The sequence below is a fragment of the Parvibaculum sp. genome, from assembly GCF_049671045.1.
Taxonomy (GTDB): Bacteria; Pseudomonadota; Alphaproteobacteria; order Parvibaculales; family Parvibaculaceae; genus Parvibaculum.
The window spans coordinates 17,291-40,168 of the sequence record NZ_JBATUH010000051.1 but is presented as its reverse complement, the minus strand read 5'-3'; the positions used below and the strand labels follow the sequence as shown (position 1 = coordinate 40,168).

The following is a 22,878-nucleotide window of genomic DNA, read 5'->3' as shown; positions in this document are numbered from 1 at the left end:
GCCGGTGAAGTCGATCACATGACACGGCAGCAATTGGAGCGCGATCAAGTCTGGATTTACCTGGTCGCGATCCTCGCCGGGCTCGCGCTTGGAAGCAGCGCGCCAAGCGTCTCCGCCCCCTTCGAGGCCGTGCTCTGGCCGCTGCTCGGATTGCTGCTCTTCACCACATTCACCCAGGTGCCGCTGACCCATCTGCCCGACGCCTTTCGCGATAGGCGTTTCATTGGTGCTGTCCTGGTCGGCAACTTCATCCTCATCCCGCTGGCGGTGTGGGGCCTGCTTGCCTTCCTGCCCGACGATCCTGCTATCCGGCTCGGGGTGTTGCTCGTTCTGCTCGTGCCATGCACCGACTGGTACATCACCTTTACGCATCTCGGCGGTGGCGACGCGCGCCGGGCGATTGCGGCCACTCCTGTAAATCTGCTGGTGCAGCTTGGGCTCCTGCCCATCTACCTCTGGCTCTTCATGGGCAATGCGTTCCTCGAACTGTTGGCGGCTGATCGCGTCGCGCTTGCGTTCGTCACGCTGATCGCTCTGCCGCTGTTCGGCGCATGGCTTACCGAGCACTGGGCTGAACGGTCGCCCAAGGGAGGCAGGCTGGTCGAGCAGATCGGGTGGCTGCCGGTCCCGTTGCTCGCTACGGTGGTTTTCCTGATCGCGGCGTCGCAAGTTCAGGCCGCTTTCGCGGCGCTGCCGGTGCTTGGCCATGTGCTGGGGGTTTTCGTCGCATTCCTGATTTTGGCGGCACTCATCGGCGCGTTCCTCGGCCGGGTGCTGAATCTTGCCGTGGAGAGCGCCCGAGCCCTCATCTTCAGCCTTGGGACCCGCAATTCGTTCGTGATGCTGCCGCTCGCGCTTGCGCTTCTGCCCCAATGGCAGACGGCAACCGTCGTGATCGTGTTCCAATCGCTCGTCGAACTGTTCGGGATGGTTGCCTATCTCTGGCTCGTGCCAAGGCTGCTCGCGCCTTCGCCTGTTCAGGGCGCGCGATAGTCTCGTTCAGGGAACGGCGCTTTTACCTTGAAATGTGAGGCGCGACGCAGGTTTGCGGACGGCCCCCTGCAAAACCCGGAGTATCGCAGCGAGCTTCTGCGTAGTGGCGGAGGGAGAGGATCGGAAATCAAACGTTCTCTGGTCCGACCACGAGGCTACTCCGCAGCTGCCCTGGTCGCGAGCTATCCACTTGCCGGCTGCGAGTTTGGGATCAGTAACATTTCAGACCAGGAGACAGGCCTGTGAAGCGTTGGCGCATGCAAGGAGAGATCGGCGTCAAATGCCTTCTTTAGGCGTTCAACCGTGGGACCGGCATCCAGATCGACAGTTGCGCCACCTGGAGAGCTCTTGGGCAAATGTGCGTTGAGCACCTGAAGCAGTTCCCAATCACGAAGCACTTCCGCCTTCCCCTCCTTCTCCGTTACGCCAAATATCAATCGATGGACGAGCGCTCCCGTCCCGGTGACCTCATCCTCAACAGTCACGACTAGCAAAGGAGCAACAAGACCGTCGACGCAGGCGAAGCTCGATGGAAGGTTTCGGGCTTCTTCAAGAGCGATGTCGAAGAGTAGGTGGCCGACCCCTAGCACACGAGATGCCGCATTGGGCCCGCGGAGGTTGCGGTCGAATACAAGCCCTTCATATTTGTCTCGGAGCGCATAGCTGCGCGCTTTCCACTCATCGGGAGTCTTAATCTCCAAACCCTCGTCGCGTCTGAAAATGCGGCGCCCGTGGCGGCTGACGGTATGAGTGAAGAATCGTTCGAGATCTGGAAGATCCACCTTCGGCAGGTCCTTACCCACCTGTTGAAAGTCGAACCTTGAAACGTTGCCAAGGAGTTCGCGAACCGTCTCGACGACGTCGCGCCCCCCGAGCGTCGCAGTCGCTTGATCAAACCATGCCCCTAGGCGATCGTTGGAGAGTCCCTGGCCTCCGGAGAACAGTTCGTTGAAAAGCGAATTCCCGGCCATCCCGATGACCAGCTGAGAGATGTCCTCCTGCTCCTCCATCACCGAGGAAAGGGCCAGCTGAATTCGCTCAAGCTTCTCGTTCAGAAGATCCCATATACGAGCCTCAACCGTTTGGGGATTCCGCAGAATGTAGACCGAAACCGGTCGCGTCTGCCCATAGCGAGACAATCGCCCAACCCGTTGGTGAAGGCGCATCGGGTTCCACGGCATATCGACGTGAACCAGCACGGCACAGCGTTCCTGAAGGTCGATGCCTTCGCCACCCGCCTCCGTCGATACAAGAAAGCGCACCTTTCCGGCGTTGAAAGCGTCCGCGGCGTGCTCACGCGGCTGGGTGATGGTCTTGATTACCTCTGGGGCCTGCTCCAGCCCATCAAGCCTCTCATCACCGTTGATGAATGTGGCCGAGCCGAAACCGAACTTGCGGTGAAGGGCGTTCACGACCAGTGCTTGAGTCGCCTTGTACTCTGTGAACAGCAAAATTGGTTCGCCGGGAGTAAAATCCTCGCCAATCATCTCAAGCAGTCGCTCGATCTTCGTTTCTTTGGCGACGCCTTGACTGAGAGCGATCAGTTCATCCAACCGTTGTATTTCACCTTCCATTAGCATGACCGCTGCGGAAGTAGGGAGTGCCTCTTCCGCTTCGGCCAAATCGTCTAACGTCGTCTGCTCATCGTCGGGCAGCGCGATTGTTGGGGCGCCATTCGAACGTTCCAGGGCCTCCGCCAGCATCAACCGCCGCCTTTGAAGCGCGTTTCGAATTGCAGCTATCGAGCTGGCCGCTAGCTTCTGAAGGGTGACCAGAACAAGCATCCGAGCAGTCTGCGCACGGCCATCCAGAGTTGCGGCATACGCACGACCATCGAGAATGAACTCGCTTAGTGTTCGGTAGAATTGCGCTTCGTCCGCGTTGTATCCGTACTCACGACTGCACACATTGACCGGCTTGAAAAGCTTCTGACCTTGTAGGTCTGTGACGGTCGCCTTGTTGTTACGGATCATCACCTTCGGCAGATGAGAGAGCTGCTCAATCTTGTCGCCATCCGGATCGAAGAGGTCCGGCCGCACCAGATGCATTAGGCCGAAAAATCCGTAGTCCTTGCCACGATGTGGAGTTCCCGTGAAGAACAGTAGAGAGTTGATCTTGCCCCGCTCCTCAAGGTCTGAGACGAGGCTATAGGCAAGCGTTTCTCCGGCTCGGTCATCGACGCTCAGGTGATGAGCCTCATCAACGATGACCAAATCCCATGAGTCCGCGTCGAGGAGTCTTTGGCGAGCGCCGCGGCGGTCGTCCCTCAGTGTGTGGAAGGAAGCGACCACCATTGAGGCGGTCGCCCAAAAATCCCCGCGCTGCGTGTCTGCCTCCGTCACGTAACGCTGGAGTCGGATATCGAACATATCCTTGAGGCGGAACTGCCACTGCGGAACGAGCTTTGCAGGGGCGAGTATGAGCACCCTGCGCACTCGCCCGGAGGCGATCAAAGGCATAAGAACCAGGCCGCACTCGATCGTCTTTCCGAGCCCCACATCGTCTGCGACCAGCCATCGGAAGGGCCACTCCTGATTGACCTTCCGGCAAACCCATAACTGGTGAGGCAACAGCTGCACGCGGGACCTCGAGAACACCCCCCACTGATCATTAACCGACCCAATGGCGAGCGCCTGTGCCCTAATGATTGCGTCGGCGGGATCACTAAGCGAGCCACTTCGAAGCGCTGAACTTAGTGAAGCGATCTCGATGATCTCGGCTACGAGGACTTGTTCAACCGCTCCGCCGAACCGCACGATCGACGTGGCACCCATGTCCACTACCACGCGCCCGTTTCCATGGCGCGGATGGTGAACAGGAGTGCCTGCCTCAAATCGTCTTGCTGCTGTCATCGTCCTGCCACCTCAAATGCAGGTGTGTCTTCTGCATGCTCTTCGGCTTCTGCGAAATCCGGAGCATCGCGGCCGGCTGCTCCAAAGCATTCATCCAAGGCCGCCCGATGCTCATCACGGGTGATTAGTTGGAGGGGAAGGTCGAAGTCGCCGTTGAAGCGAGCGCTATCAGCGCCGATCTGTTCTACAATGAACTCGTAGATCGTCCTGCTCGCTTCTTTGTCCGCTGTTTCACCGACGTCGGCGCCAAGCTCGTTCAACAGGTCGCGGACGCGCAGAGAGGGTGCCCAACTGTAGGGAGCCATAAGGTTGCTATCGCGCGAATCGTACGCGCCGTGGCGGAGCATCTCACGAATCATCCAGTTCATGCCGATTCCAAGGGAACGGTTGATTGGCGCGGCATCGATGCAGAGGCGCATGGCTGGTGCCCAGTAGCTCGGTTGCAGTGCGCCGTTTAGTGAGATGACCCCATGGTCCTCGATAATGCGGGGGAGCTTTAGCGTGATCTCTCGATATTCGTCGAGCCACCGGCCGATCGTATACAGATCAACAAATGCCCTGCGCCACGGTAAGAATCGCTGGTCGAATTGTTCCGGCGCACTCCAACGCTCTAGCCGGTCAAGCCACGATTGGACGTCGTCGGGCGGGCGCGACTCAGCGAGTTCCGGCCACCAGCCTTCTCGATGACCAGCCTCGATGAAGCTCCTGTGCTGCCCGTCCTGCGTCCGGCCGAATGAGTGAAAACAGCCAAGCGCGAACATGGTGAACCACGTCACCCGATCGGTTGCCTCTCGTAGCTGAGACGGTGAGAGCAAGTCCGGATAGGTTCGGCGCGAATACGAGGCCCGAAGATTAGCTCCCTCGGAGCTCCACCACTCATGGATGGCGCGAAGAACCGTTTTGGGTTCGGGTTGCGGTGGCGAGACGATTTGCGGAGGCTCGAATGCTGCGCGTCCTTGAAGGGCGTAGAGCAGATCGTCTTTTTCCTTCTCGGTCCAGTTCGACAGCAACTGACTGGCCCGCAGCCGCGAAGCAGGTCAAGGCAGCCAACTCGGTCGGTGACGACCAATCTCAACACCTAATTCTCGACCCTGGCGGCCTTCGATGATGTATCTGAGCGCTGCCGCCTGACGTGCATTATCCTCGGCAAAAATCTCCGAGGCCCACAACGCGAGGTCGCGCACTTGCGCGCCGAAGCCGGATCGTTCGCGGGCGACCCGAAAGAACTCGAGTGCCGGGCCGCTGTATCGCTCGTCGAGCATATGCGTTGCAGGCGCAAACCCACACAATCTGCGCTCTTCGCTATCGTCCGCTGCATCAGGATGAGGAAGCTGCGCCACCCGCCAAGCTCCGTCCTGTGCAAGGAACAACCCGTGCCTGGCGATATCGAGAATCTCGCTGAGCTCATTGTCGAGGGGCGATTCCCGAACAGCATGGGGCGTAACAGTGCGTCCAAGGGCCACGGCCAAATCCGGATCGATACGCTTTCCTTCGCCAATCTGGCGACGAAGGAGGCTCGAGAAGCGAAGCGGACGGGCATTTCCGAAGCCCAGCTTTCTCAGTTGGCCAGCTATCTCTGATGCGATGACCCGATTTCGCAAGCCTGCAAGCGCGGGCCAGTCTCGAACCTTCGCAAGCACAGTGGGGTCAGACAACGCGCCATCCGTGTAATGGTCTGCTTCCGGTGCTCGGATTAGAGAAGCGAAAGGAGTCGGCAAGCCGGTAGGCACGACTGGGCGTTGCCCGGCGAGACGCCCGTATCCTCGGCCGTCGATATGCAGATGTCGGGCAAGGTCGTCGTCGAGATCCGGCGCAAAAACATCGAACAAGCGGGACCAAAAGATATCTCTCGCTATTTGCGTTGACGCATCGAGGTCCAGGCTTTCTGCGAGAGCCGGCCAGTCGGAATCCACGAGATCGTGCAACCCCACAAGGCGGTCTCCGAGCGCCGCCCCCAGCTCTCGGAATTTCTGCTGCCGATCGACAATCGAGCCGGCCAGCCCTGTTCGCCCGGGATCGACCGCGAAAGGTCCGTTGAGCAACCACCCGGAGCGGAGCTCCTCTTCAAGTGGAGCGAGATTCCATAGGTTCCTTAGGCCACCGGGAAATGGGCTGGGACCAGCAGCGTCGATGCGGAGCAGGAGGCTATATCCGTCGGAAAGACGGAACCGTACCGCTCGCTCCCTGTTCCGGCCAGAAACGGACACGAGGGAGATTGCCGTATTGTTGAGGAGCGGTGAGAAGGTGCAATCGACGCTCTCCGACGCATCACCCTCAATCTCGACACGTCGGATGGTACGCGTAAACGCAGGCAACCAGATCATGGCAGCCCTGAATGCGGAAATAGCTTCGGCGCCTTTCTCGGCGGTCTCTGCCGAAAACGGAACTTCAATGACGGTAGCCTTTCGGCCGTTCAGGCTCTTTCGATCCTCTCCAACCTCAATACCACCCGGCCACGGTGTGGGCAGAAAGCCGCCAACCGTGCGCAATGCTATGAATCCGCTTGCTATGCCGACATTGTCCGACAGCGCATGGGCACTCTTAAAGCCCAGGCCAAATTTGCCGGTCAGATCATCTCCGGGGCGCTTCTCCGAAAAGCTCATCAGAAGCATGTTGAGCAAGTCACGGTCGTGACCGAGTCGGCGCCCCTCATCAGCGTCGCGCCCCAGATGATTGATCGGGCGTCCCCAATGGACGACCCGAAACCCGTCTGAACCGTTCGACGGCAGCTCGACCCGAAAGCATGCATCCGTTGCAGCTCCTTCGTGCTGTCGGTAGGCGTCGTCGGCATTTTGGAAAAGCTCGAAAAGAACCCGGCTCGCCGAATATCCGAAGTCTTCAATCTTGCTGCGAACGGCTGATAACAGTTCGGTCGCCAGATCGTTATCGGACACCTTTCGCCAAAGCTCTGCCTTCAGCTCCTCCATCTTATGCGCCGGCGCGGAAAGATGATGAAGGCGGCTTTCCTCGGCCTGATACTCGCGAAGCGCTTTCTGCGACCGGTACTCGGTGGGAAGCTTCAGTTCGGCGAGTATTGTGGGCAACCGGTCCCGGAGGAGGCGTTCGGTTTCTTCAATCGTCGATTGATCGACCTCAACCGCCTTGTCCAGCATTCCTTGCAATGCTGCCCGCTGGCCTTCCATATTGAGCCATAGGCAGTCCGCTGCGATCGTCTCGACGAACCGGCGGAAGATCCTACTGGCTTCCCTTTGACTGTATCCGCTCGGATCGGTCGGCCGGATCGGCAGCGTGATCAGTGATCGCACTTTGCCGCCAGCATCCCGAATGCCCTCGCTGGTTCTATGCAGGTTCCCGATGAGGATTCCTTTGTCGGGACCGCCCAGTAGCGCTTCAAACTCGTCGCCCGACAGTGCAATGGCTTGTACGCGCTCGCCGGCGATCGGCTCGACGAGGAAACGTCGTTGATCGACTTCAGCCGCCAGCGGATTCGGGTAAAGGACTTCCTTCGGAAAGTGGTTGTCGAGATCGGCCCAAAGGGTGTCGACCTCGGCTGTCGCGTCGGTCGCCCACTCTCGCGCAAGGTGTCGGAAGAGTTCGCCTCGGCCAATGAGCCCGAGATATACGATCACCAGGTCAGACGGGATATGTCCCTTCCAGGCGCCGAGAAACGATCGCTGCTGATCTGCAGACTGGGCTTCCAATGCGGCGAGGTCGACGTCCTTGATCTCTCCCCGGCGAGGACTGGCGGCGAAAGGATCCAGGGGGACATCTTCAGCGTTGGCAATCTTCGTATGCTGCGGTCCTTCTTCGTTGAACATGGATGCGAAATCTCGCGCCAACACATGTGTAGGGTCGAGACCGTCCCCGTCTTGAACTACCTCTCGGCCGCTGCGCCAGGTTCCGGCCTCTGTGGGGACCCGGGTTCGACCGAATACTTCACGCCGCGCACTCTCTGGCCATCCTGCGACGACACTAAATGCATGCCGATACGCTCGACGCGCGGCCTCTCCTTTTCGCCCTTGTTCCGCTGCGAGCGCCGCCAGACAGTCGAGATGGGCTCCCGCCAGTCTTGGATTGGTGGAGTCGAGACCCGTGAACGCCGCGAGCGTCTTCGTGGCGTCCTCACGACTATCCCCGACAGATGTCAGAACCGCCGCAAGCAGAGGCCAGCCCGGCAATTCGAGGCTGCTGCCGGCGTTGGCAAGGGTCGTGAAATCGTCGATCGGATAATCGTCGGCCGGTCCGAGGCGTCCAATGACCCTCGCGTCCTCGATCATCAACGCGAGCGCCTCAAAGGACGAGCGTCTGTTCGGCAGAATCCACTTTTCTAGGTAGGGGAACCCCCGATGCTCGCGCACCGCGATGGCCAGTTTGGCTACAGGAAGAAAAGGAGGCGTTTCTCCGTGCTTAAGAAGGAGCGCTCGCGCCGCTTCGTCGACTGTTGAAGGGAGAGCGAGCACATCCTGAGGCCTGAATTGCTGTTGGTCCGCAAGGAGCCACGGCTGGGCGCTAAGCTCTTCGCGCAAATTCCCGTCTGGCGGGGAATCCAACTCGGCCAGGGCATTGAGTATCTCGCTGCAGAAACGGTGCGGCTCAGGCTGAGCCAGCGCGATCCTGATCTGACTTTGCGGCGACCATGCCTCAATGAGTTGGTTCTGCCGTTGGCGAGCCTGCTTGCTGTTACAAGGCCAGATCGTGTGGACATGCGGTCTCAATACTCCGGGGATCGGCCAAATGGCCTCACGAAACACACCCTCAGCGCTGCCTATTTTCCCATCGGATCGAGCGTGAATAGGCAGACGACGCAACAACTGGTCTGAGAGCTGCGTCAGCAAGAACGCTTCACATTCTGTGGGCGTTGGCTGAGCACAGGCGATTGCACTCGTATCTTGTTCGAGCAACGCCTCTAATCCCGGCGTATCCAGTGCCTTGATCCCGATATGCTGTCTCAGCCTGGGCGGGAGCTCGTCGGCTATCTCGATAGGAACCAGGTAGGCGTTTGCGGTAGAGTGCAGAATTGCCTCGACAACTCGCTCCAATCCTTTCGGCACTCCTTCAAGCAAATGGAGCGTGGCGCCGGTATCTCCAGCTCCGTGCTCACCCACACACAGGTGTCGAAGGGCGGCTCGGTCGTCATTGTCGGTGGGCCTCAATCTCTCCAGTAGTCTGCGTCTAGCCTCTGTAGTTCCGAAGCGCCACGCGTTTTTGACAAGCTCAAGAATTGAGTCATTTCCGGCGCTGTGGAGCCTAAGGACAGAATTGGAGATGTCCCGGAGGAACTCCCCCGTCTTTCCCTCCACGATCAGCGGGGCTGCATCCGGCAAGGCGTTCGCTAGAAGCGGCAGCAGTGAGTTGGCCTGAGGCGAGGATGTAAACAGAAGGCCCTGCTGGGATCGCTCGACGAGAGTCTGGAGCGACAGGGCGACCGGGCCGGCGATGCGGATATCCCGCGCCCGGAGAACCCTTACGGACGCGAACTCAGGGTCGCGCGCCAGCTCGGAGACACTCCGCTCCGTCCGAGCGAGCAGCGCTAACGCAGCTGTCGCTGCTTGATCCGCATAGTCGCCGTCAATCAGCGGTTCGAGCGCCTCGAGCAGCGCCTTGAGGTCAGAGTTGGATAACTGGGGTGGGCGTCGACCATCGTCGAGCCACTCGCTGCGGACCGGCAGGATATCACTTGATGCGGATGCCAGCGCACGGAGGACTTGCCGGTTTTCGACGGATGTCGGCAGCGGAAACAGCGCGGCGGGCGGCACACGAGCGAGGATCGACTTGATGAGTTCGGACGATGCAAGCGCCGGCGTTTCTTTCATCGCCATGCGCAAAGCCGCAACTAGGTGCGGTCCGAAAGCTGAACTTTCAGCGTCGCCAGGTGTCACTGCGTCGAGGAAATCGACAAGAAGCCGCGCGAGATCGCGTGACTGGAACGCGCGAGGTGACAACCCGGAGAATAACGAGTCCAATTCCGCAGCGGCCCAGCGTAACGGCTCGGCACTGAGCGCGGCACTGTCGTCTACGATGAGCCGCACATTGCTCGCCTCAGCCCACGCACTAATGGAGCCGAACAGTTCTTCGATCCGTCGGGGAGCATCGGCCACCGATGCAGGGAGTGGACGCAGAGCTTCTCCCGACGAAACAGTACGCCAGACGATGCCGCCCGATGGTTCGAACAACCGCGCCAAGGCACTTTCGCGGCAGATGGCCTTCCGATTTTCCCGAAACCATTCATGCCTTGCGAGCGCGGAGACGAGTTGCCCGAGTTCCGCTGATGTCACGATCGCGGAATCGAGCGCGTCTCTGAGCAGAGTCGGTAGGAGAGGAAGCACGACGGAGTCGCGAAGCTCGGCGTTCCACGCACGACGCAACGCCGAAGCGTCGGCAGGGTCACCATGTTCCGCGGGAGTATCCAAGCCCTCAATGCGGCGTCGACCGCTATCCAGGAAGAAATAGCCGTGCAGCAACAGATGGAACCGGGCGAGCGCGCCCCCGTCCACCGGAATGGAAACGTCGGAGGCATCGGAGATCGGCAGGAACACGGCCCAGGAAATACGCAGCTGCCCAGCTTCGGATCGATCGGGCGCGTTCCAAGGAACGCGAATGAGTGTCGCGGCCCCGTGTGGTTCGCCCTTTTCCGGTTCGGGTCTTGGGCTGAGGACGCTGATGGATTGCGGCCAGTGCGATGTAAGTTTCAGGTTGGCGAGGCGGCCATCCAGGATCATCCCCTCACGCCCGACAAATGGCGCCGTTGGGCCGTCTCCCACGGCTCGGATTGCACCGCCGAAGGATCGCACACCGTTACTCAAACGGCTGGGTCCGAGCAGGCGGCCTTGTGTGTCATCGAGTTCGAGGGCACAGCGGGACTCGCCCCTTTCTCGTATCTCAATCGACTTCAGATGGCGAAGCGCGGTTAGAAGAACGCGCAGATCATCGGGTCTGTTGAGATCCCTGATTGTTCCCGAAATCGATGGGATGTTGCTGGAGAAGCCGACTCCTGGGGCAGGTTGTATCTCGTACCGGCGAAACGGGAGCCAGAGAATGAGGTGACGATCGGGGAGATCTGAAGCAACCGCGCGCCTGAGTAACTCCAGATCAGCGGGATCGAGACCTTCGCCGCCTGGTTCCCAGTTACGGCTGATGTTTCCGTTGACCTCGACACCGAGGAATGGGTTCACCACCGTACTGAAGGAATGGTCACCTCCATGTGCATAGACAACGAACGCGTCGCAGAGATGAAAGACGGCCTTCTGGCCGAAGCCGAATTTTCCAATAGCAGCGCTGTCCGTGGCCTTACTGCTCTCCCCGAATGAGGTGATTCCGCGCTCATCCTCTCCACGGAAAACCCCGTCATTGGCGACCAGCAATCCTGGACCCCGCAGCAACGGATTGGATGCTGTTGGCCACCCCACCAGTCCGTCAAGCCAGAAGCGGCTGGCTCCCGCGTCGTCCGCATTCTGGAGCAGCTCTTTGAGAACGGGGTAGCCCGAGTCGTACCGATCCTGCAGATTGCTCTTGATCTGATTGACGATCGAGATCGGGGAGACGCGAAAATCAGGCATCAGGGTAACCCGCCGTCACCCGCGCGGCCGAGGCAGCCACCCAGTTCATTGGCCGGAGATCGACGCTGTATCCGCCGTTTGTGCCGTTTTCCCGCTCCATGCCTCCCCCACAGAATAGTCGGCCTATTCGCTCGCCCCCGGCGCTTGTTCGACCGCATCTCTCCCCTTGGAGCCTTGTATCGCCAGATAGCGGTCTACAGCCTGGCGCAATACCCATGCGATGGAGACATCATGCTCGCGTGCTAGCTCCCGCACCTGCTTGAATTGCGTTTCGGTCAGAATGACCGATGTTCGGAACTCTTTCTTGCTGGACCTGGACGCCACGGCCCGGCCTCCCGCTATGGTTTTCGCATCATATGCAAAATGCACCACTTATGTCACTATCATATCTGAACGGGTAGAAGTTCCAAAAAGCTGGCGCTGGGGGAGATCGACGGGATGATTAGAGGTGCGAGACAGCTACCGACCATGCACGTGTCCGTTCGCGTCCCATGGCATGACAGCCGTTGGGCGGGGAAGATCTGCGCCAATCCGCGGGGAAACACATCCTGCCTAATCCTGCCTAGAGTGGCAGAAACCAAGGACGACGATTTCGAGACGAGTCTCGCTGGGACCGCTTGGGATCCCGACGGCGCTCGGCTACCGGCATGCGCCGCCGAACGCGGAGCATTCATGGCGCCCTTCGGTTATGCCCGGAGGGTCCGCCACCCCTATAGCCATGACCCCAGATACAAACATTTCCGGGAAGGCTACTTCCACCATGTGGCCTTTTCGGCTGCGGCTGTTCCTTTCGCCTGGATGATGAAGAATTCGGACGACGGCATCCCTGACCGGGCCAAGGCCTACAAGATCGACTTCCGACCCGAACTCGAGCCCGATCTCGAATTCGATAAACTCTGGGTTCAGGAACGCCGGAACCAGCTGGCAATGCTCGATACGTTCTTCGGTGCCATCACACCGGAGGAGTCTCTTGTCTTCTTCTACGCCAAGCGCACTCCGCTGACGGATGACGGACGGCGAGTCATCGTCGGCGTAGGTCGAGTTCTCAAGGTCGACCCTTCCGTCGAATACATCTACGAGAAGGGCGCGCCGTCGGATGCCATGCGCTGCGTACTGTGGGAGCGCAATCTGCATCACTCGATCCGGCCGGAGATCAAGGACGGCTTTCTCCTTCCCTACCACGACCTGATTGACCTAGCCGCAAAAGACCCGAGTATTGATTTGTCGAGTCTTGTGCTCCACGCGCCCCAGGAACACTGGGACGCGTTTTCGATGGGCACTGAGCATGTGACACATGACCAGGCGATCACGGTTCTGCTCGCCTGCGCGTCACTATTGGAGCGGCTCGAAAAGGTGGTGCCTGGCAACTGGTCCGCCGCTCGGGGCTGGGTTGACACTCAGCTCAACCGAATTTGGCGCCTCCGAGGTGCCTTTCCCGGTCTTGGCTCAGCGCTAACAGCGTTCGGATTGACTCACGGCACGCTGGTCGCCCACGCCATTGGTCAACAGCTGCACGCTGACGGATCTCAGGAGGTGCGGGATCCTTGGCCGCTTGTTGAGAAGGTGCTTCACGAGCCGACACTTCTTGCTCCCGATTTGGCAGCGACAATTGGTTCGACGTCGGCCAAACTCTGGGACAGCCTAAAACCAGAACGGCGGGCGCTGCTGAAGCTGCTCGCCAGATTCGAGATCACTTCCGATCAGGCGACCCGATGGTTTGTAACCGAGGAACGCAAGCGGGCAGCCATCACAGCTTCCGACGCAGAAATTCTGGCAAATCCGTATCTTTGCTTCGAAGATGACCGCGGACGCAGCGATCCGATTTCTGCAGCAGTGATTGATCGGGGACTGTTCCCCGACGCGACGGTTGCTGCAGCGGCACCCGTACCTGATCCCTCCCGCTGTGCGGAGGCGATTGATCCCCGTCGCGGCCGCGCACTGATGATCACCACGCTCGATCGAGCAGCTGGCGAGGGGCATACGTTGCTTCCCCAGTCTTGGCTCGTGCAACGCGTCCGCGACCTCGACGTCTCGCCCCAATGCGCAATCGGTGCCGACTGGATCGAGGCATTTGGCGCGTTCTTGAAGGCGAGGACCGCCGTCGCCCGTATGGCGGATGGCACCCCCGCATGGCAGCTCCAGGAGTATGCAGAGTCGCGCGACCTCATCTCGGCTCGTGTGAAACGGCGCCTCGCAGGCAAACGCCATGCTGCTGAGCATGATTGGCGAGCCCTCATCGACCAGCAGCTTCCGCCTTTTGCCGACGCGAGCGACCCCGAGACGGAAGAGCTTGCGCGCCTCGAAAAGGCCAAAGCCCTAGAGGAGATTTATCGTTCCCGGTTTTCGGTTCTGATTGGGCCCGCGGGCACGGGCAAAACGAGCCTATTGACGGCCCTCCTGTCGTTGCCGTCGGTTGCCGCCGGGGGTGTCCTCCTGCTCGCCCCGACCGGCAAAGCGCGGGTTCAGATGCAGAAGCGGGCCAACAATGCGCAAGCCTACACACTCGCGCAGTTCTTGTTGGCACTTGGACGTTATGACCCGCTGACCGGGGCCTACCGCGTTACCGATGACGCGAACCGCGAGCGCGGCTTCAAGACTGTCGTTATCGACGAGTGCTCCATGCTGACCGAGGACCAATTGGCGGCAACCCTTGATGCTATCGAGACAACGGCCGTCGAGCGATTGATTTTGGTGGGCGATCCGAGGCAGCTCCCACCGATTGGCGCTGGTCGCCCCTTTGTCGACATCGTCCGCTACCTAAACGACAACCATGCCATCGCAGATCGCAAGGTGACGGCCGGGTATGCGGAACTCAAGATCGTGCGCCGGCAGACCGAGCAATCGGAAGCGGTGGGGCAGCCGCCAGCGGCTCGCGACGACATCATCTTGTCGAGGTGGTTCGGGGGAGAGGCTCCCGATCCCGGTGCTGATGAAGCCTGGGATCGTCTAGCCAGCGGCAAATCGATCGGCATTCGAGCTGTTCGCTGGGAAGGCGACACCGACCTCCAAGCAAAGCTTCTTGCCGAGATCAAGGCGGCGACGCGCAGCATTTCGCACAAGCAAGGCTTCGACGACGAGCGGGACGACGCCACCTTCGAAATCAGCCTTGGCGGACGTCCATTCAATGAGGTCGTCTACTTCAACCCGTCTCGCCCAGAGAAAGATGCCTCGGGCGTCGAAAGCCGTCGTGGAGGAGGCGCCGACGTTGAGGCATGGCAGATTCTTTCGCCTGTTCGGGCCGGCGAGACCGGCGTGGATGGCTTGAATCGATGGCTTCAGAAGTCCTTCCGCCGCCAAGCGCGTGCTTGGGCCGAGCCTGACAAATATTGGGAGCGCAAGACCTGCAAGCCGTTGGGCGCACAGGGGGTGCTGTATGGCGACAAAGTGATCAATGTCGCCAATGCGAGGCGGTACGACGTCGTTGATGACGCCTTTCGAAGAGTGGAAAAGGCCTACTTGGCCAACGGCGAGATTGGCCTTGTCGTAGGGCAATTCAAATCCAAAAAGTGGGAACAAAACCCTAAGTTGGGCAAGAAATTACCTTGGAAGATTGATGTCGAATTCTCTTCGCAGCTCGGCTTCAAGTTTGGATTTGGAGGTAGTGATTTCGGCGATGAAGGCGAAGCGCCTTTGGAGCTCGCCTATGCGTTGACGATCCACAAAGCCCAAGGCAGCGAATTCGGGATGACCTTCATCGTGATCCCAAATCCCTGCCGTCTTCTGTCACGTGAACTGCTCTACACCGCGTTGACGCGCCAACGTGAACAAGTGGTCCTATTCCACCAGGGCGACCTTCGGGCTCTCCTAAAGCTGTCTTTATCCGAGCATTCCGAGACCGCCCGTCGCCTCACAAATTTGTTCTCCGATCCCAAGCCTGTCGAGTATGTCGGGGCGTTCCTCGAAGAAGGCCTCATTCATCGCACTACCCGGGGGGAGCTGGTCCGCTCGAAATCGGAGGTGATTATTGCCAATCTGCTTCACGGCCTTGGCATTACTTACGCCTACGAACAACCCTTCACTGGGAGGGACGGCAGCGTCCGATATCCTGACTTTACGATTGAAGATGCAGAAACTGGGCGGCGCGTCTTCTTGGAACATCTGGGGCTGCTGTCTGAGCCAGCTTATCGCCGCCGGTGGCTGGCGAAACTGGATTGGTATCGCTCCCAGGGGGTGATGCCGGAAGATGAGGGGGAAGGCGACGAGGGAATCCTGGTGATGACCACCGAAGAGAACGGTATCGATTCCGCCGGCATTGAGCAGAAACTGCGGTCGCTCTTGGGACTATAATGAATGCGGCCATTGTCCGCACGCCCGCGCCTGCTCCCGCATGACGGCGTAGTCGCTGAGCATTTCGGCGATCGCCGATTGCTCTGGCAGACCCCCGAATTCCTCGGCCGCGCGCGCCTGGAACTCGCGGCTGTACTCCACGACCGGTGGGCAGACCGTGACGATCCTCGGTTCAGAACCGCCCGTCGCGCAGCCGCTCAGCAAGCTCGTCGCGATCACGAGGACGGCGAGCCGCCGCGTGGAGCATCTGGCGATGGACATCATTGACCTTCTCCGTGGTTTCGAGGCGCTCTGCCAACCGTCCGGCGCGCTCGCCTGAGCGCCGGAATGCGAGCAGGAACAGGACAAGGGCGAGGGCAATGGCGCCATATCGCAGCGTAGCCCGCGCCCATGCACTGGTGGCGATGGCGCCAAGCAGGGAGGCGATCATCGCTGCCCCCGCTTCCAGTCATCGATGCGGGCGTAGATCGCGACCGCGATGCCAGCGAGGGCCAAGGCGATGAATACCCAGCGGAGCGTGTCGAGGTGGGGCACGAGCGGCAGGACAGCGGACTGCGTCTCGGCCAGGACATTCTGCACCACCTCGACGCCGGCCGCCCCCACTGTCGCAACACCGGCTGCACCGCTGCCCTTCAACGTGCGGCTTTCGGCCAGCACCTCGCGCGCGGGCGGCGTCTCCATGGCGAAAGCCGCCTCACGCACCGGGAAGCGCTCGCCCCACACGCGCGCCGGCCCGAGATCGATGTGCATGAAGCCGGAGCGCGGATAGAAGCCGAAGCCCTTGAAGCCGACCGCGCGGGCCGCCTCCTCGAAGGCGACCGGGTCGTGGTTGGCCATGGCGATGTCGAAGGCGGTGCCATCGAGGTGCTTGGAGAGCGGCGCGCCACCGACTGCGCGGTTGTGCGCCGGGCTGCGGTAGGCCGACCGGACGATCAGTGGCTTGCCCAGCCGGTCGCGTAGGGCTTGCAGCTTGTCGAGCGCCTCCTCGTGGATGCGCAAGCTACCGCTGCCGCGGCAGGCGATCTCGGCGGGCGAGAAATTGTTCCAGCGCCAGGGTACGGTCGGCACATCGCGCCAATGATTATAGAAGGTCGTGGTCATGGGTGGTCTCCAGGCACAAAAAACCCGCTCCTCGGCGAGGGCGGGCGGCGGGATTTTCGGATGTGGCTGAGACTTACGGTGACGGGCCGAACAGCTTCAGCTTGATGGCGATGCCGGCCATGAGGGCGAGCAGGATGCCGGTGGTGAGGATGCGAACGGCAGTCTGTACGGCGGTCTGTTTCGCGAGGCGGAAACCCGCGAGCAACGAGCGAAGGTCGCGGATGTCCTCGGCGGCATCCTGGCCATCGAGACCGACCTCATGCAGGGCGCGCCGCGCACCCGTCGCGGCCGCCCGCTCCAGCAGGGCTTCAAACTCGGCGGCCGGCAGCGCGATCAGCGCGCTGCTATCTGGTTCCTTGTCCATGACGCAACCCGGCAGAGAGAACCAGCGAGCCGGCGAGCGTAAAACCAATTCCTGCGAGCGTGGCGTCGGGCGTCGATGGCGCGACCACCGTGAACACTTGGCCGGGCTCCAGCACGGTCTCGCTGGCGGCGATGAAGGTGGCGCTCGTGGCTGCGGCAGCGAAGCGCATGGTGGCCGTGCTCACGCCGTCGACCCGGATGTCGAAATCCGTCTGGGCGGTTGCTGCGGCCTCGGCGCTGGCATGGCTGCCCGCAAGATCGACCTTCAGCCGGGTGCGTCGCGCCACCGGGACCCGTGCGATCACCTCGTCCGCTGCCGGCTGCCCGGCCTTGTAGCTGCTGATGTCGGCCGGGGGATCGGCCGCATCCGCGGTCTCGACAACCTCGATCGCAAGCCACGTGCGCTCGAGGCCACGCAGCTCCCCGGCCGTGCCGACATAGACGGCCAGCTCGAACCAGTCGCCCGCCGATACCGGAAGAACCGCGCTCGACAGGTTACGCATCTGGTTGGAGTAGCCGCTGTCGCCGCGCACGATGAAGGACCCGCCGCCCAGCACGCTGTTGCCGTTCTTCCGCACCTCGACCAGCTGACTGGTCGGCGAGGTCTGCCACTCGATGTTGCTGATGATCCGGACCTTCGTCACTCCGGCGGGAATGGTCAGGCGGGAGGGCTGGCCCGCATCCCAGAATGCGTCGCTGTCGTACTCAGCGCTTCGCCAGGGCACGGCGACGTAGACGCCGGTCGTCGCGACGCTGAAATTGGTCGAGCGTCGCAGCAGCGCGCCCCGGAATGGCAGCAGGGCGCGGTTGAAGATGCCGACGCCTGTGGCGCCCCACGCGGCTCCATCGAACTGGAGGACGTCGCCATTGGCGGCGCCGGCGATGGAGACGTCGGTGAGATCACCCAGCGCGCCAGCGCCGCCGCCGACCCCGTAGAGATCGCCGCCATTGCCCTGAACCAGCACCGTCGCGCCCGGAACGATGACGACCTCCGCACCGGAGCCCGCATATTTGGCGCGGACGTCCTGGCCGCCGCTGGTGGCATTTCGGATCGCGAGCCGCCGGTGATTGGCGGGCAGTGTCAGGGTCCGGGGCGCCGTCAGCGTGCCGGTGAGGATGATCAGGCCGTTCCCGTTGGCTTGGGTGCCAGTCAGTGTCAGGTTGGCGTCGGCCATCGCCACCGACAGTGCCTGATTCATGGCGTTGTCGAGGGCATCGACCGCGTCGTTGATCGTGACCTCTTTCTGGTTCTGGGCAGCCGCGACATGGGTCACGGCCAGATTGGGGCTGGGCATCAGTTGATCTCCAAAGTGACGGTGCGCGGGAAGCCGCGGCCCGCGACGGCGCTGATCTGGAAGACGGCGACGGTCAGGGACGACGGGACCGCAAGCTGGTGATCAATGATGCCGAGGCCGCGACGGTCCGGATGATCTTCGAGCGCTTCGTCGAGGTGGGTTCGGCGACCGTGTTGGCCCGGGCGCTCGCGGCCGAGGGCGTGCGGACGCGGCGCGGACGACTCGTCGACAAGGGCTTCCTCTACAAGCTGCTCAACAAACGGGTTTATATCGGTGACGCCGTGCACAAGGGGACGGCCTATCCCGGCGAGCACGAAGCCATTATCACGCGCGCTTTGTGGGACAAGGTGCACGGAATCCTGCGCGAGAGCCCAAGGGTGCGCGCGGGCCGGACACGCGCCGCGACCCCGGCCCTGCTGAAGGGCCTCATTTTCGGGCCGACCGGCTGCGCCATGACGCCCACTCACACGCGGCGCGGCGACAAGCTCTACCGCTACTATGTCAGCCAGAGCGTGCTGAAGCGCGGCGCCGATGCCTGCCCCGTGGGGCGCGTGCCCGCCGCCGAGATCGGGGGCGGGGGTCGACGAGCTGCGCGGTCTCCTTCGCGCGCCGGAGGTGATCGTCGGCACATGGCGGTCGGCGCGACCCGAGATAGATGGTCTCTCTGAGGTTGAGGTCAGGGAAGCCTTGGAAGGGCTCGACCCGCTCTGGGACGAGCTGTTCCCCGCCGAGCAGGCGCGCATCGTCCAGCTCCTCGTCGAGCGCGTCGAGGTCGGACAGGAGGGCGTCGATATCCGCCTCCGTGTCGACGGGCTGGCTCGTCTGGTTCATGAGCTTGGAGGCATGGCCGACGATCCGCGGAGGGCAGCATGAGAGCCGGCACCACCACCACCGATGCCGGGCGCACGCTGACGGTCCGCGTGCCCCTGACCGTCCGGAAGCGCGGCGGGCGCAAGCACGTGGTGACGCCCGAGGGTGCGTGTTGGGGCCAGCCCCGCCCGCGCGTCGACAACACCATGGTCAAGGCGATCGCCCGGGCCCACCGCTGGAAGCGCCTCATGGAGAGCGGCCGATTCGCCTCGGTTACCGAGCTGGCCGAAGCGGAGAAGATCAACCAGTCCTATCTATGCCGGGTTCTGCGCCTGACGCTACTGGCCCCGGACATCGTCGAGGCGATTCTCGACGGAAGGCAGCCGGCCGGCCTTCAATTGGACGCACTACTGAGGCCCTTCCCCAGCGAGTGGATGGCACAGCGGCAGCACATCCTCGACCGATAATTCCCTCCTCGAAGCCACTTTCTCTGGCGCCCCCCGGCAATGTCTGGCATTCTTTGCCATCGATTCCATGAGGGGCTGGTCCATGCCGGACGAGATTCTGACGCTGCCGGAGGTGGCCCAATTGCTCAAGGTCGCCGAAAAGACCGTCTACACGATGGCTCAACGCGGGGAGATCCCGGCGTTCAAGGTGCGTGGGCAATGGCGATTCAAGCGCCTGGACCTCGACCAATGGATCGAGCATCAGAAGGCCTCTTATCACGACGGTCCGATACCCTCGCCATCTGATTCGGACGACGCCTCCAAGAAGCGACGGAGGCCTGATGATCACTGATTATCACGCGAAATATTTCGCGCACGAACTGACCAAAAGATGCGCTCCGGACAGCGTCGAGAAGCTTGCAGGGGCCGTTGCCGGTGCGCAGGTTGATCTCAATCCGCATCAGGTGGACGCAGCCCTCTTCGCGTTCTCATCTCCCCTCTCCAAAGGCGCATTGCTCGCTGATGAAGTGGGGCTCGGAAAGACGATCGAGGCTGGCCTCGTCATCTCTCAGAGGTGGGCGGAGCGGAAGCGACGGATCCTGATCATCACACCTTCCAATCTGCGCAAGCAATGGCACCAGGAACTCAATGAGAAATTCTTTCTTCCGTGCGTGATCCTCGAATCGCGTTCCTATAATGAGGCCATCAAAGCCGGATCATTCCGCCCTTTCGATGCGGCCGACTCGATCGTCATTTGCTCGTATCAGTTTGCCCGGAACAAGGCTGCAGACGTCCATGCGATGCCTTGGGATCTCGTAGTGATCGACGAAGCCCACAGGCTGAGGAACGTCTACAAGCCGTCGAATGTAATCGCGAACACGCTCAAGCGAGCGCTGGAGCACAAGCAGAAACTGCTTCTGACCGCGACCCCCCTTCAGAACACTCTCCTTGAACTCTACGGCCTCGTGAGTTTTATCGATGAGCATACATTTGGGGATCTGAAGAGCTTTCGGGAACAGTTCGCCAACCTCAGTCGAGAACGGACGTTCCACGTCCTTCGTGAGCGGCTGAAACCGATTTGTCATCGCACATTGCGCCGGCAGGTGACCGCCTACATCCCCTACACGCGCCGTTTGCCGATCGTCGAGGAATTCACGCCTGCCGAAGGCGAGGATCGGCTGTATCAGCTGGTCTCGGATTACCTTAGGCGCGACAACCTTCAGGCTTTGCCGTCGGGTCAGCGGTCGCTGATGACGTTGGTCCTGCGCAAATTGCTCGCGTCTTCAACGTTCGCTATCGCGGGCGCTCTATCGTCAATTTCTGCTCGATTGCAGGAAAAGTTGCGCAAGCACGAGGCCGCGACTTCCCTCGAAGACGACCTCGGTGAGGATTACGAAGCGCTCGACGCCACGGCGGAGGAATGGACGGACGAGGAAGAGCTCGAACCCCTGACAGAGGCAGACCGCAAGGCGATCGAAGCGGAAATTGCCGACCTCGACGAGTTCGCCAGGCTCGCCACATCCATTGAACACAATGCCAAGGGCCTGGCGTTGCTGAAGGCGCTGGGCGTCGCCTTCGCAAAAGCCGAAGAGCTTGGGGCGGCGCAGAAGGCCATCATCTTCACGGAATCGCGCCGCACTCAAGCCTATCTGCTGCGGGTCCTGGCAGATAGCCCGTATGCGGACGGTATCGTCCTCTTCAACGGCACGAACACCGATCAGCGTTCCAGAGAGATATACGCGCGCTGGATCGAGAGACATAAGGGTTCCGACCGGGTCACCGGATCGCGAACGGCCGACATGCGGTCCGCCCTCGTGGATTATTTCCGCGAGGAGGGGCGCATCATGATCGCGACCGAAGCGGGCGCCGAAGGCATCAACCTGCAATTCTGCTCGCTGGTCGTGAACTACGACCTGCCCTGGAATCCGCAGCGGGTGGAGCAGCGTATTGGGCGTTGTCACCGCTACGGTCAGAAGCATGACGTCGTTGTGGTGAATTTTATCAATCGGCGGAACGAGGCTGATCAGCGCGTCTATCAGCTACTCTCCGAAAAGTTCAAGTTGTTTGAAGGCGTATTCGGAGCTAGCGATGAGGTTCTGGGCGTCATCGAGTCGGGGGTCGACTTCGAGAAGCGCATTGCCGCCATTTATCAGCAATGCCGCCAAACCGATGAGATCCGAACCGCCTTTGATCAGCTGCAGCTGGAACTAAGCCTCGAAATCAATGAGGCGATGAGCCAGACGAGGCAGAAGCTCCTGGAGAACTTCGACGACGAAGTTCGCGAGAAGCTGAAGGTGCGTGACGAGGATGCGAAAGTCTACCTGGACCGCTTCGAGCAACTGCTGATGCGTGTGACCAGCCACGAGCTCAACGGCGTGGCCGACTTCCACAACACGTCCTCGTTCACGCTCGCCGAGCGGCCGCCATGGGCAAACGGCAAGGAAATCCCACTCGGCCTCTACGAACTGCCGCGCCGTTCCGGCGAGGCCCACCTCTACCGGGTCAATCATCCGCTTGGTTCAGCCGTGGTGGCGCGGGCGCAGAGCCGCGACTTGCCGCCTGCCGAGATCACGTTCGATTACTCCAACCACTCCGGCAAGATCAGCATTCTGGAACCTTTCAGCGGGCAGGCTGGATGGCTCAAGGTCTGCGTACTTACGATCGAGGCCCTCGATCAAGCCGAAGATCACATTCTTTTGGCCGCCGAGACAGACGATGGAGAAGGCTTGAGCGCAGAAGCATGCGAGCGCCTCCTCACTCTCAATGGGCACAACAAAGCGCCGATCGACGTTCCTGCAGAGCCGATCACGCGGCTGGACGCCACGATCCGCGAGCAGCAGCGCTTGATCCAGCGCGCCGTCTCGGAGCGGAATGCACGCTTCTTCGAGCTGGAAGCGGACAAGCTCGACGGCTGGGCCGACGACCTCAAGGTAGGCCTTGAGCGGGAAATCAAGGAGATCGATCGGCAGATCAAGGAGGCGCGACGGGCCGCGACCGCGGCTCTGACTCTGGAAGAAAAGCTGACCGGCCAGAAGCAGATCAAGTCACTCGAGGCGCTTCGCAATCAGAAGCGCCGGTCGCTGTTTGACGCGCAGGACGAGATCGACAAGCAGAGGTCCGAACTCATCGCCCAGATCGAGGGAAAGTTGGAGCAGAAGGTCGATCTCGCTCCGCTTTTCACGATTCGCTGGCGCCTTCACTGACGGAGAGATGC

Annotated in this window: 15 protein-coding genes; 7 read left to right on the top strand and 8 right to left on the bottom strand. The window is 61.1% G+C overall.

What is annotated here, in order from left to right:
* Positions 1-18: 18 nt before the first annotated feature.
* Positions 19-993: an arsenic resistance protein gene (locus WBG82_RS06580; protein WP_424422882.1), complete on the top strand. Its 975-nt coding sequence runs from the start codon at positions 19-21 to the stop codon at positions 991-993.
* 182 nt (positions 994-1,175) lie between these two features.
* Here the strand turns inward: WBG82_RS06580 and WBG82_RS06575 are convergent, their stop codons facing one another.
* From WBG82_RS06575 to WBG82_RS06560, 4 genes are all read right to left on the bottom strand, one after another.
* Entirely contained in the window at positions 1,176-3,845 is a 2,670-nt protein-coding gene (locus WBG82_RS06575) for a DEAD/DEAH box helicase (RefSeq protein ID WP_424422879.1), read from the bottom strand.
* Positions 3,842-4,855 (bottom strand): hypothetical protein, encoded by a 1,014-nt coding sequence (locus tag WBG82_RS06570; RefSeq protein ID WP_424422877.1) that lies wholly within the window; start codon positions 4,853-4,855, stop codon positions 3,842-3,844. The genes WBG82_RS06575 and WBG82_RS06570 overlap by 4 nt, the downstream gene beginning before the upstream one ends.
* A gap of 27 nt (positions 4,856-4,882) precedes the next feature.
* On the bottom strand, positions 4,883-11,362 hold the full coding sequence (locus WBG82_RS06565; RefSeq protein ID WP_424422875.1) for a sacsin N-terminal ATP-binding-like domain-containing protein: 6,480 nt from the start codon (positions 11,360-11,362) through the stop codon (positions 4,883-4,885).
* Between the two features lie 123 nt (positions 11,363-11,485).
* Positions 11,486-11,686 (bottom strand): CopG family transcriptional regulator, encoded by a 201-nt coding sequence (locus WBG82_RS06560; RefSeq protein ID WP_424422873.1) that lies wholly within the window; start codon positions 11,684-11,686, stop codon positions 11,486-11,488.
* Between the two features lie 348 nt (positions 11,687-12,034).
* On the opposite strand from WBG82_RS06560, the gene WBG82_RS06555 reads away from it, so the two are divergent.
* Positions 12,035-15,649, top strand: a complete 3,615-nt coding sequence (locus WBG82_RS06555) for an AAA family ATPase (RefSeq protein WP_424422870.1) — start codon at positions 12,035-12,037, stop codon at positions 15,647-15,649.
* Here the strand turns inward: WBG82_RS06555 and WBG82_RS06550 are convergent.
* The 4 genes from WBG82_RS06550 to WBG82_RS06535 form a co-directional block, all read right to left on the bottom strand.
* Entirely contained in the window at positions 15,644-15,913 is a 270-nt protein-coding gene (locus WBG82_RS06550; protein WP_424422867.1) for a hypothetical protein, read from the bottom strand. The genes WBG82_RS06555 and WBG82_RS06550 overlap by 6 nt on opposite strands.
* A 162-nt stretch (positions 15,914-16,075) precedes the next feature.
* Entirely contained in the window at positions 16,076-16,750 is a 675-nt protein-coding gene (locus WBG82_RS06545; RefSeq protein ID WP_424422865.1) for a YcbK family protein, read from the bottom strand.
* Positions 16,751-16,823: 73 nt separating this feature from the next.
* On the bottom strand, positions 16,824-17,114 hold the full coding sequence (locus WBG82_RS06540) for a DUF6127 family protein (RefSeq protein WP_424422862.1): 291 nt from the start codon (positions 17,112-17,114) through the stop codon (positions 16,824-16,826).
* The gene (locus tag WBG82_RS06535) at positions 17,095-18,408 is read right to left on the bottom strand and encodes a hypothetical protein (RefSeq protein ID WP_424422859.1); all 1,314 of its coding nucleotides are present in this window, start codon (positions 18,406-18,408) and stop codon (positions 17,095-17,097) included. The genes WBG82_RS06540 and WBG82_RS06535 overlap by 20 nt, the downstream gene beginning before the upstream one ends.
* A 98-nt stretch (positions 18,409-18,506) precedes the next feature.
* On the opposite strand from WBG82_RS06535, the gene WBG82_RS06530 reads away from it, so the two are divergent.
* The 5 genes from WBG82_RS06530 to WBG82_RS06510 all read left to right on the top strand — a co-directional run bounded on the left by WBG82_RS06530 (position 18,507) and on the right by WBG82_RS06510 (position 22,867).
* Positions 18,507-19,076: a recombinase family protein gene (locus WBG82_RS06530; protein ID WP_424422857.1), complete on the top strand. Its 570-nt coding sequence runs from the start codon at positions 18,507-18,509 to the stop codon at positions 19,074-19,076.
* Between the two features lie 19 nt (positions 19,077-19,095).
* Entirely contained in the window at positions 19,096-19,281 is a 186-nt protein-coding gene (locus WBG82_RS06525; protein WP_424422854.1) for a hypothetical protein, read from the top strand.
* Complete coding sequence (locus WBG82_RS06520; RefSeq protein WP_424422852.1) at positions 19,278-19,685, top strand: hypothetical protein; 408 nt, start codon at positions 19,278-19,280, stop codon at positions 19,683-19,685. Before WBG82_RS06525 ends, WBG82_RS06520 begins: the two co-directional genes overlap by 4 nt.
* An 82-nt stretch (positions 19,686-19,767) precedes the next feature.
* The gene (gene mads1, locus WBG82_RS06515) at positions 19,768-20,016 is read left to right on the top strand and encodes a methylation-associated defense system helix-turn-helix domain-containing protein MAD1 (protein WP_424422850.1); all 249 of its coding nucleotides are present in this window, start codon (positions 19,768-19,770) and stop codon (positions 20,014-20,016) included.
* The gene (locus tag WBG82_RS06510; protein ID WP_424422847.1) at positions 20,006-22,867 is read left to right on the top strand and encodes an SNF2-related protein; all 2,862 of its coding nucleotides are present in this window, start codon (positions 20,006-20,008) and stop codon (positions 22,865-22,867) included. The genes mads1 and WBG82_RS06510 overlap by 11 nt, the downstream gene beginning before the upstream one ends.
* Positions 22,868-22,878 lie beyond the last annotated feature (11 nt).

Bases quoted from the DNA above. Each gene is read 5' to 3' on its own strand.
- WBG82_RS06510 (WP_424422847.1), top strand. From the start codon at position 20,006: ATGATCACTGATTATCACGCGAAATATTTCGCGCACGAACTGACCAAA.
- WBG82_RS06520 (WP_424422852.1), top strand. From the start codon at position 19,278: ATGAGAGCCGGCACCACCACCACCGATGCCGGGCGCACGCTGACGGTC.
- WBG82_RS06535 (WP_424422859.1), bottom strand. From the start codon at position 18,408: ATGCCCAGCCCCAATCTGGCCGTGACCCATGTCGCGGCTGCCCAGAAC.
- WBG82_RS06550 (WP_424422867.1), bottom strand. From the start codon at position 15,913: ATGATGTCCATCGCCAGATGCTCCACGCGGCGGCTCGCCGTCCTCGTG.
- WBG82_RS06575 (WP_424422879.1), bottom strand. From the start codon at position 3,845: ATGACAGCAGCAAGACGATTTGAGGCAGGCACTCCTGTTCACCATCCG.
- WBG82_RS06555 (WP_424422870.1), top strand. From the start codon at position 12,035: ATGGCGCCCTTCGGTTATGCCCGGAGGGTCCGCCACCCCTATAGCCAT.
- WBG82_RS06540 (WP_424422862.1), bottom strand. From the start codon at position 17,114: ATGGACAAGGAACCAGATAGCAGCGCGCTGATCGCGCTGCCGGCCGCC.
- mads1 (WP_424422850.1), top strand. From the start codon at position 19,768: ATGCCGGACGAGATTCTGACGCTGCCGGAGGTGGCCCAATTGCTCAAG.
- WBG82_RS06580 (WP_424422882.1), top strand. From the start codon at position 19: ATGACACGGCAGCAATTGGAGCGCGATCAAGTCTGGATTTACCTGGTC.
- WBG82_RS06565 (WP_424422875.1), bottom strand. From the start codon at position 11,362: ATGCCTGATTTTCGCGTCTCCCCGATCTCGATCGTCAATCAGATCAAG.
- WBG82_RS06545 (WP_424422865.1), bottom strand. From the start codon at position 16,750: ATGACCACGACCTTCTATAATCATTGGCGCGATGTGCCGACCGTACCC.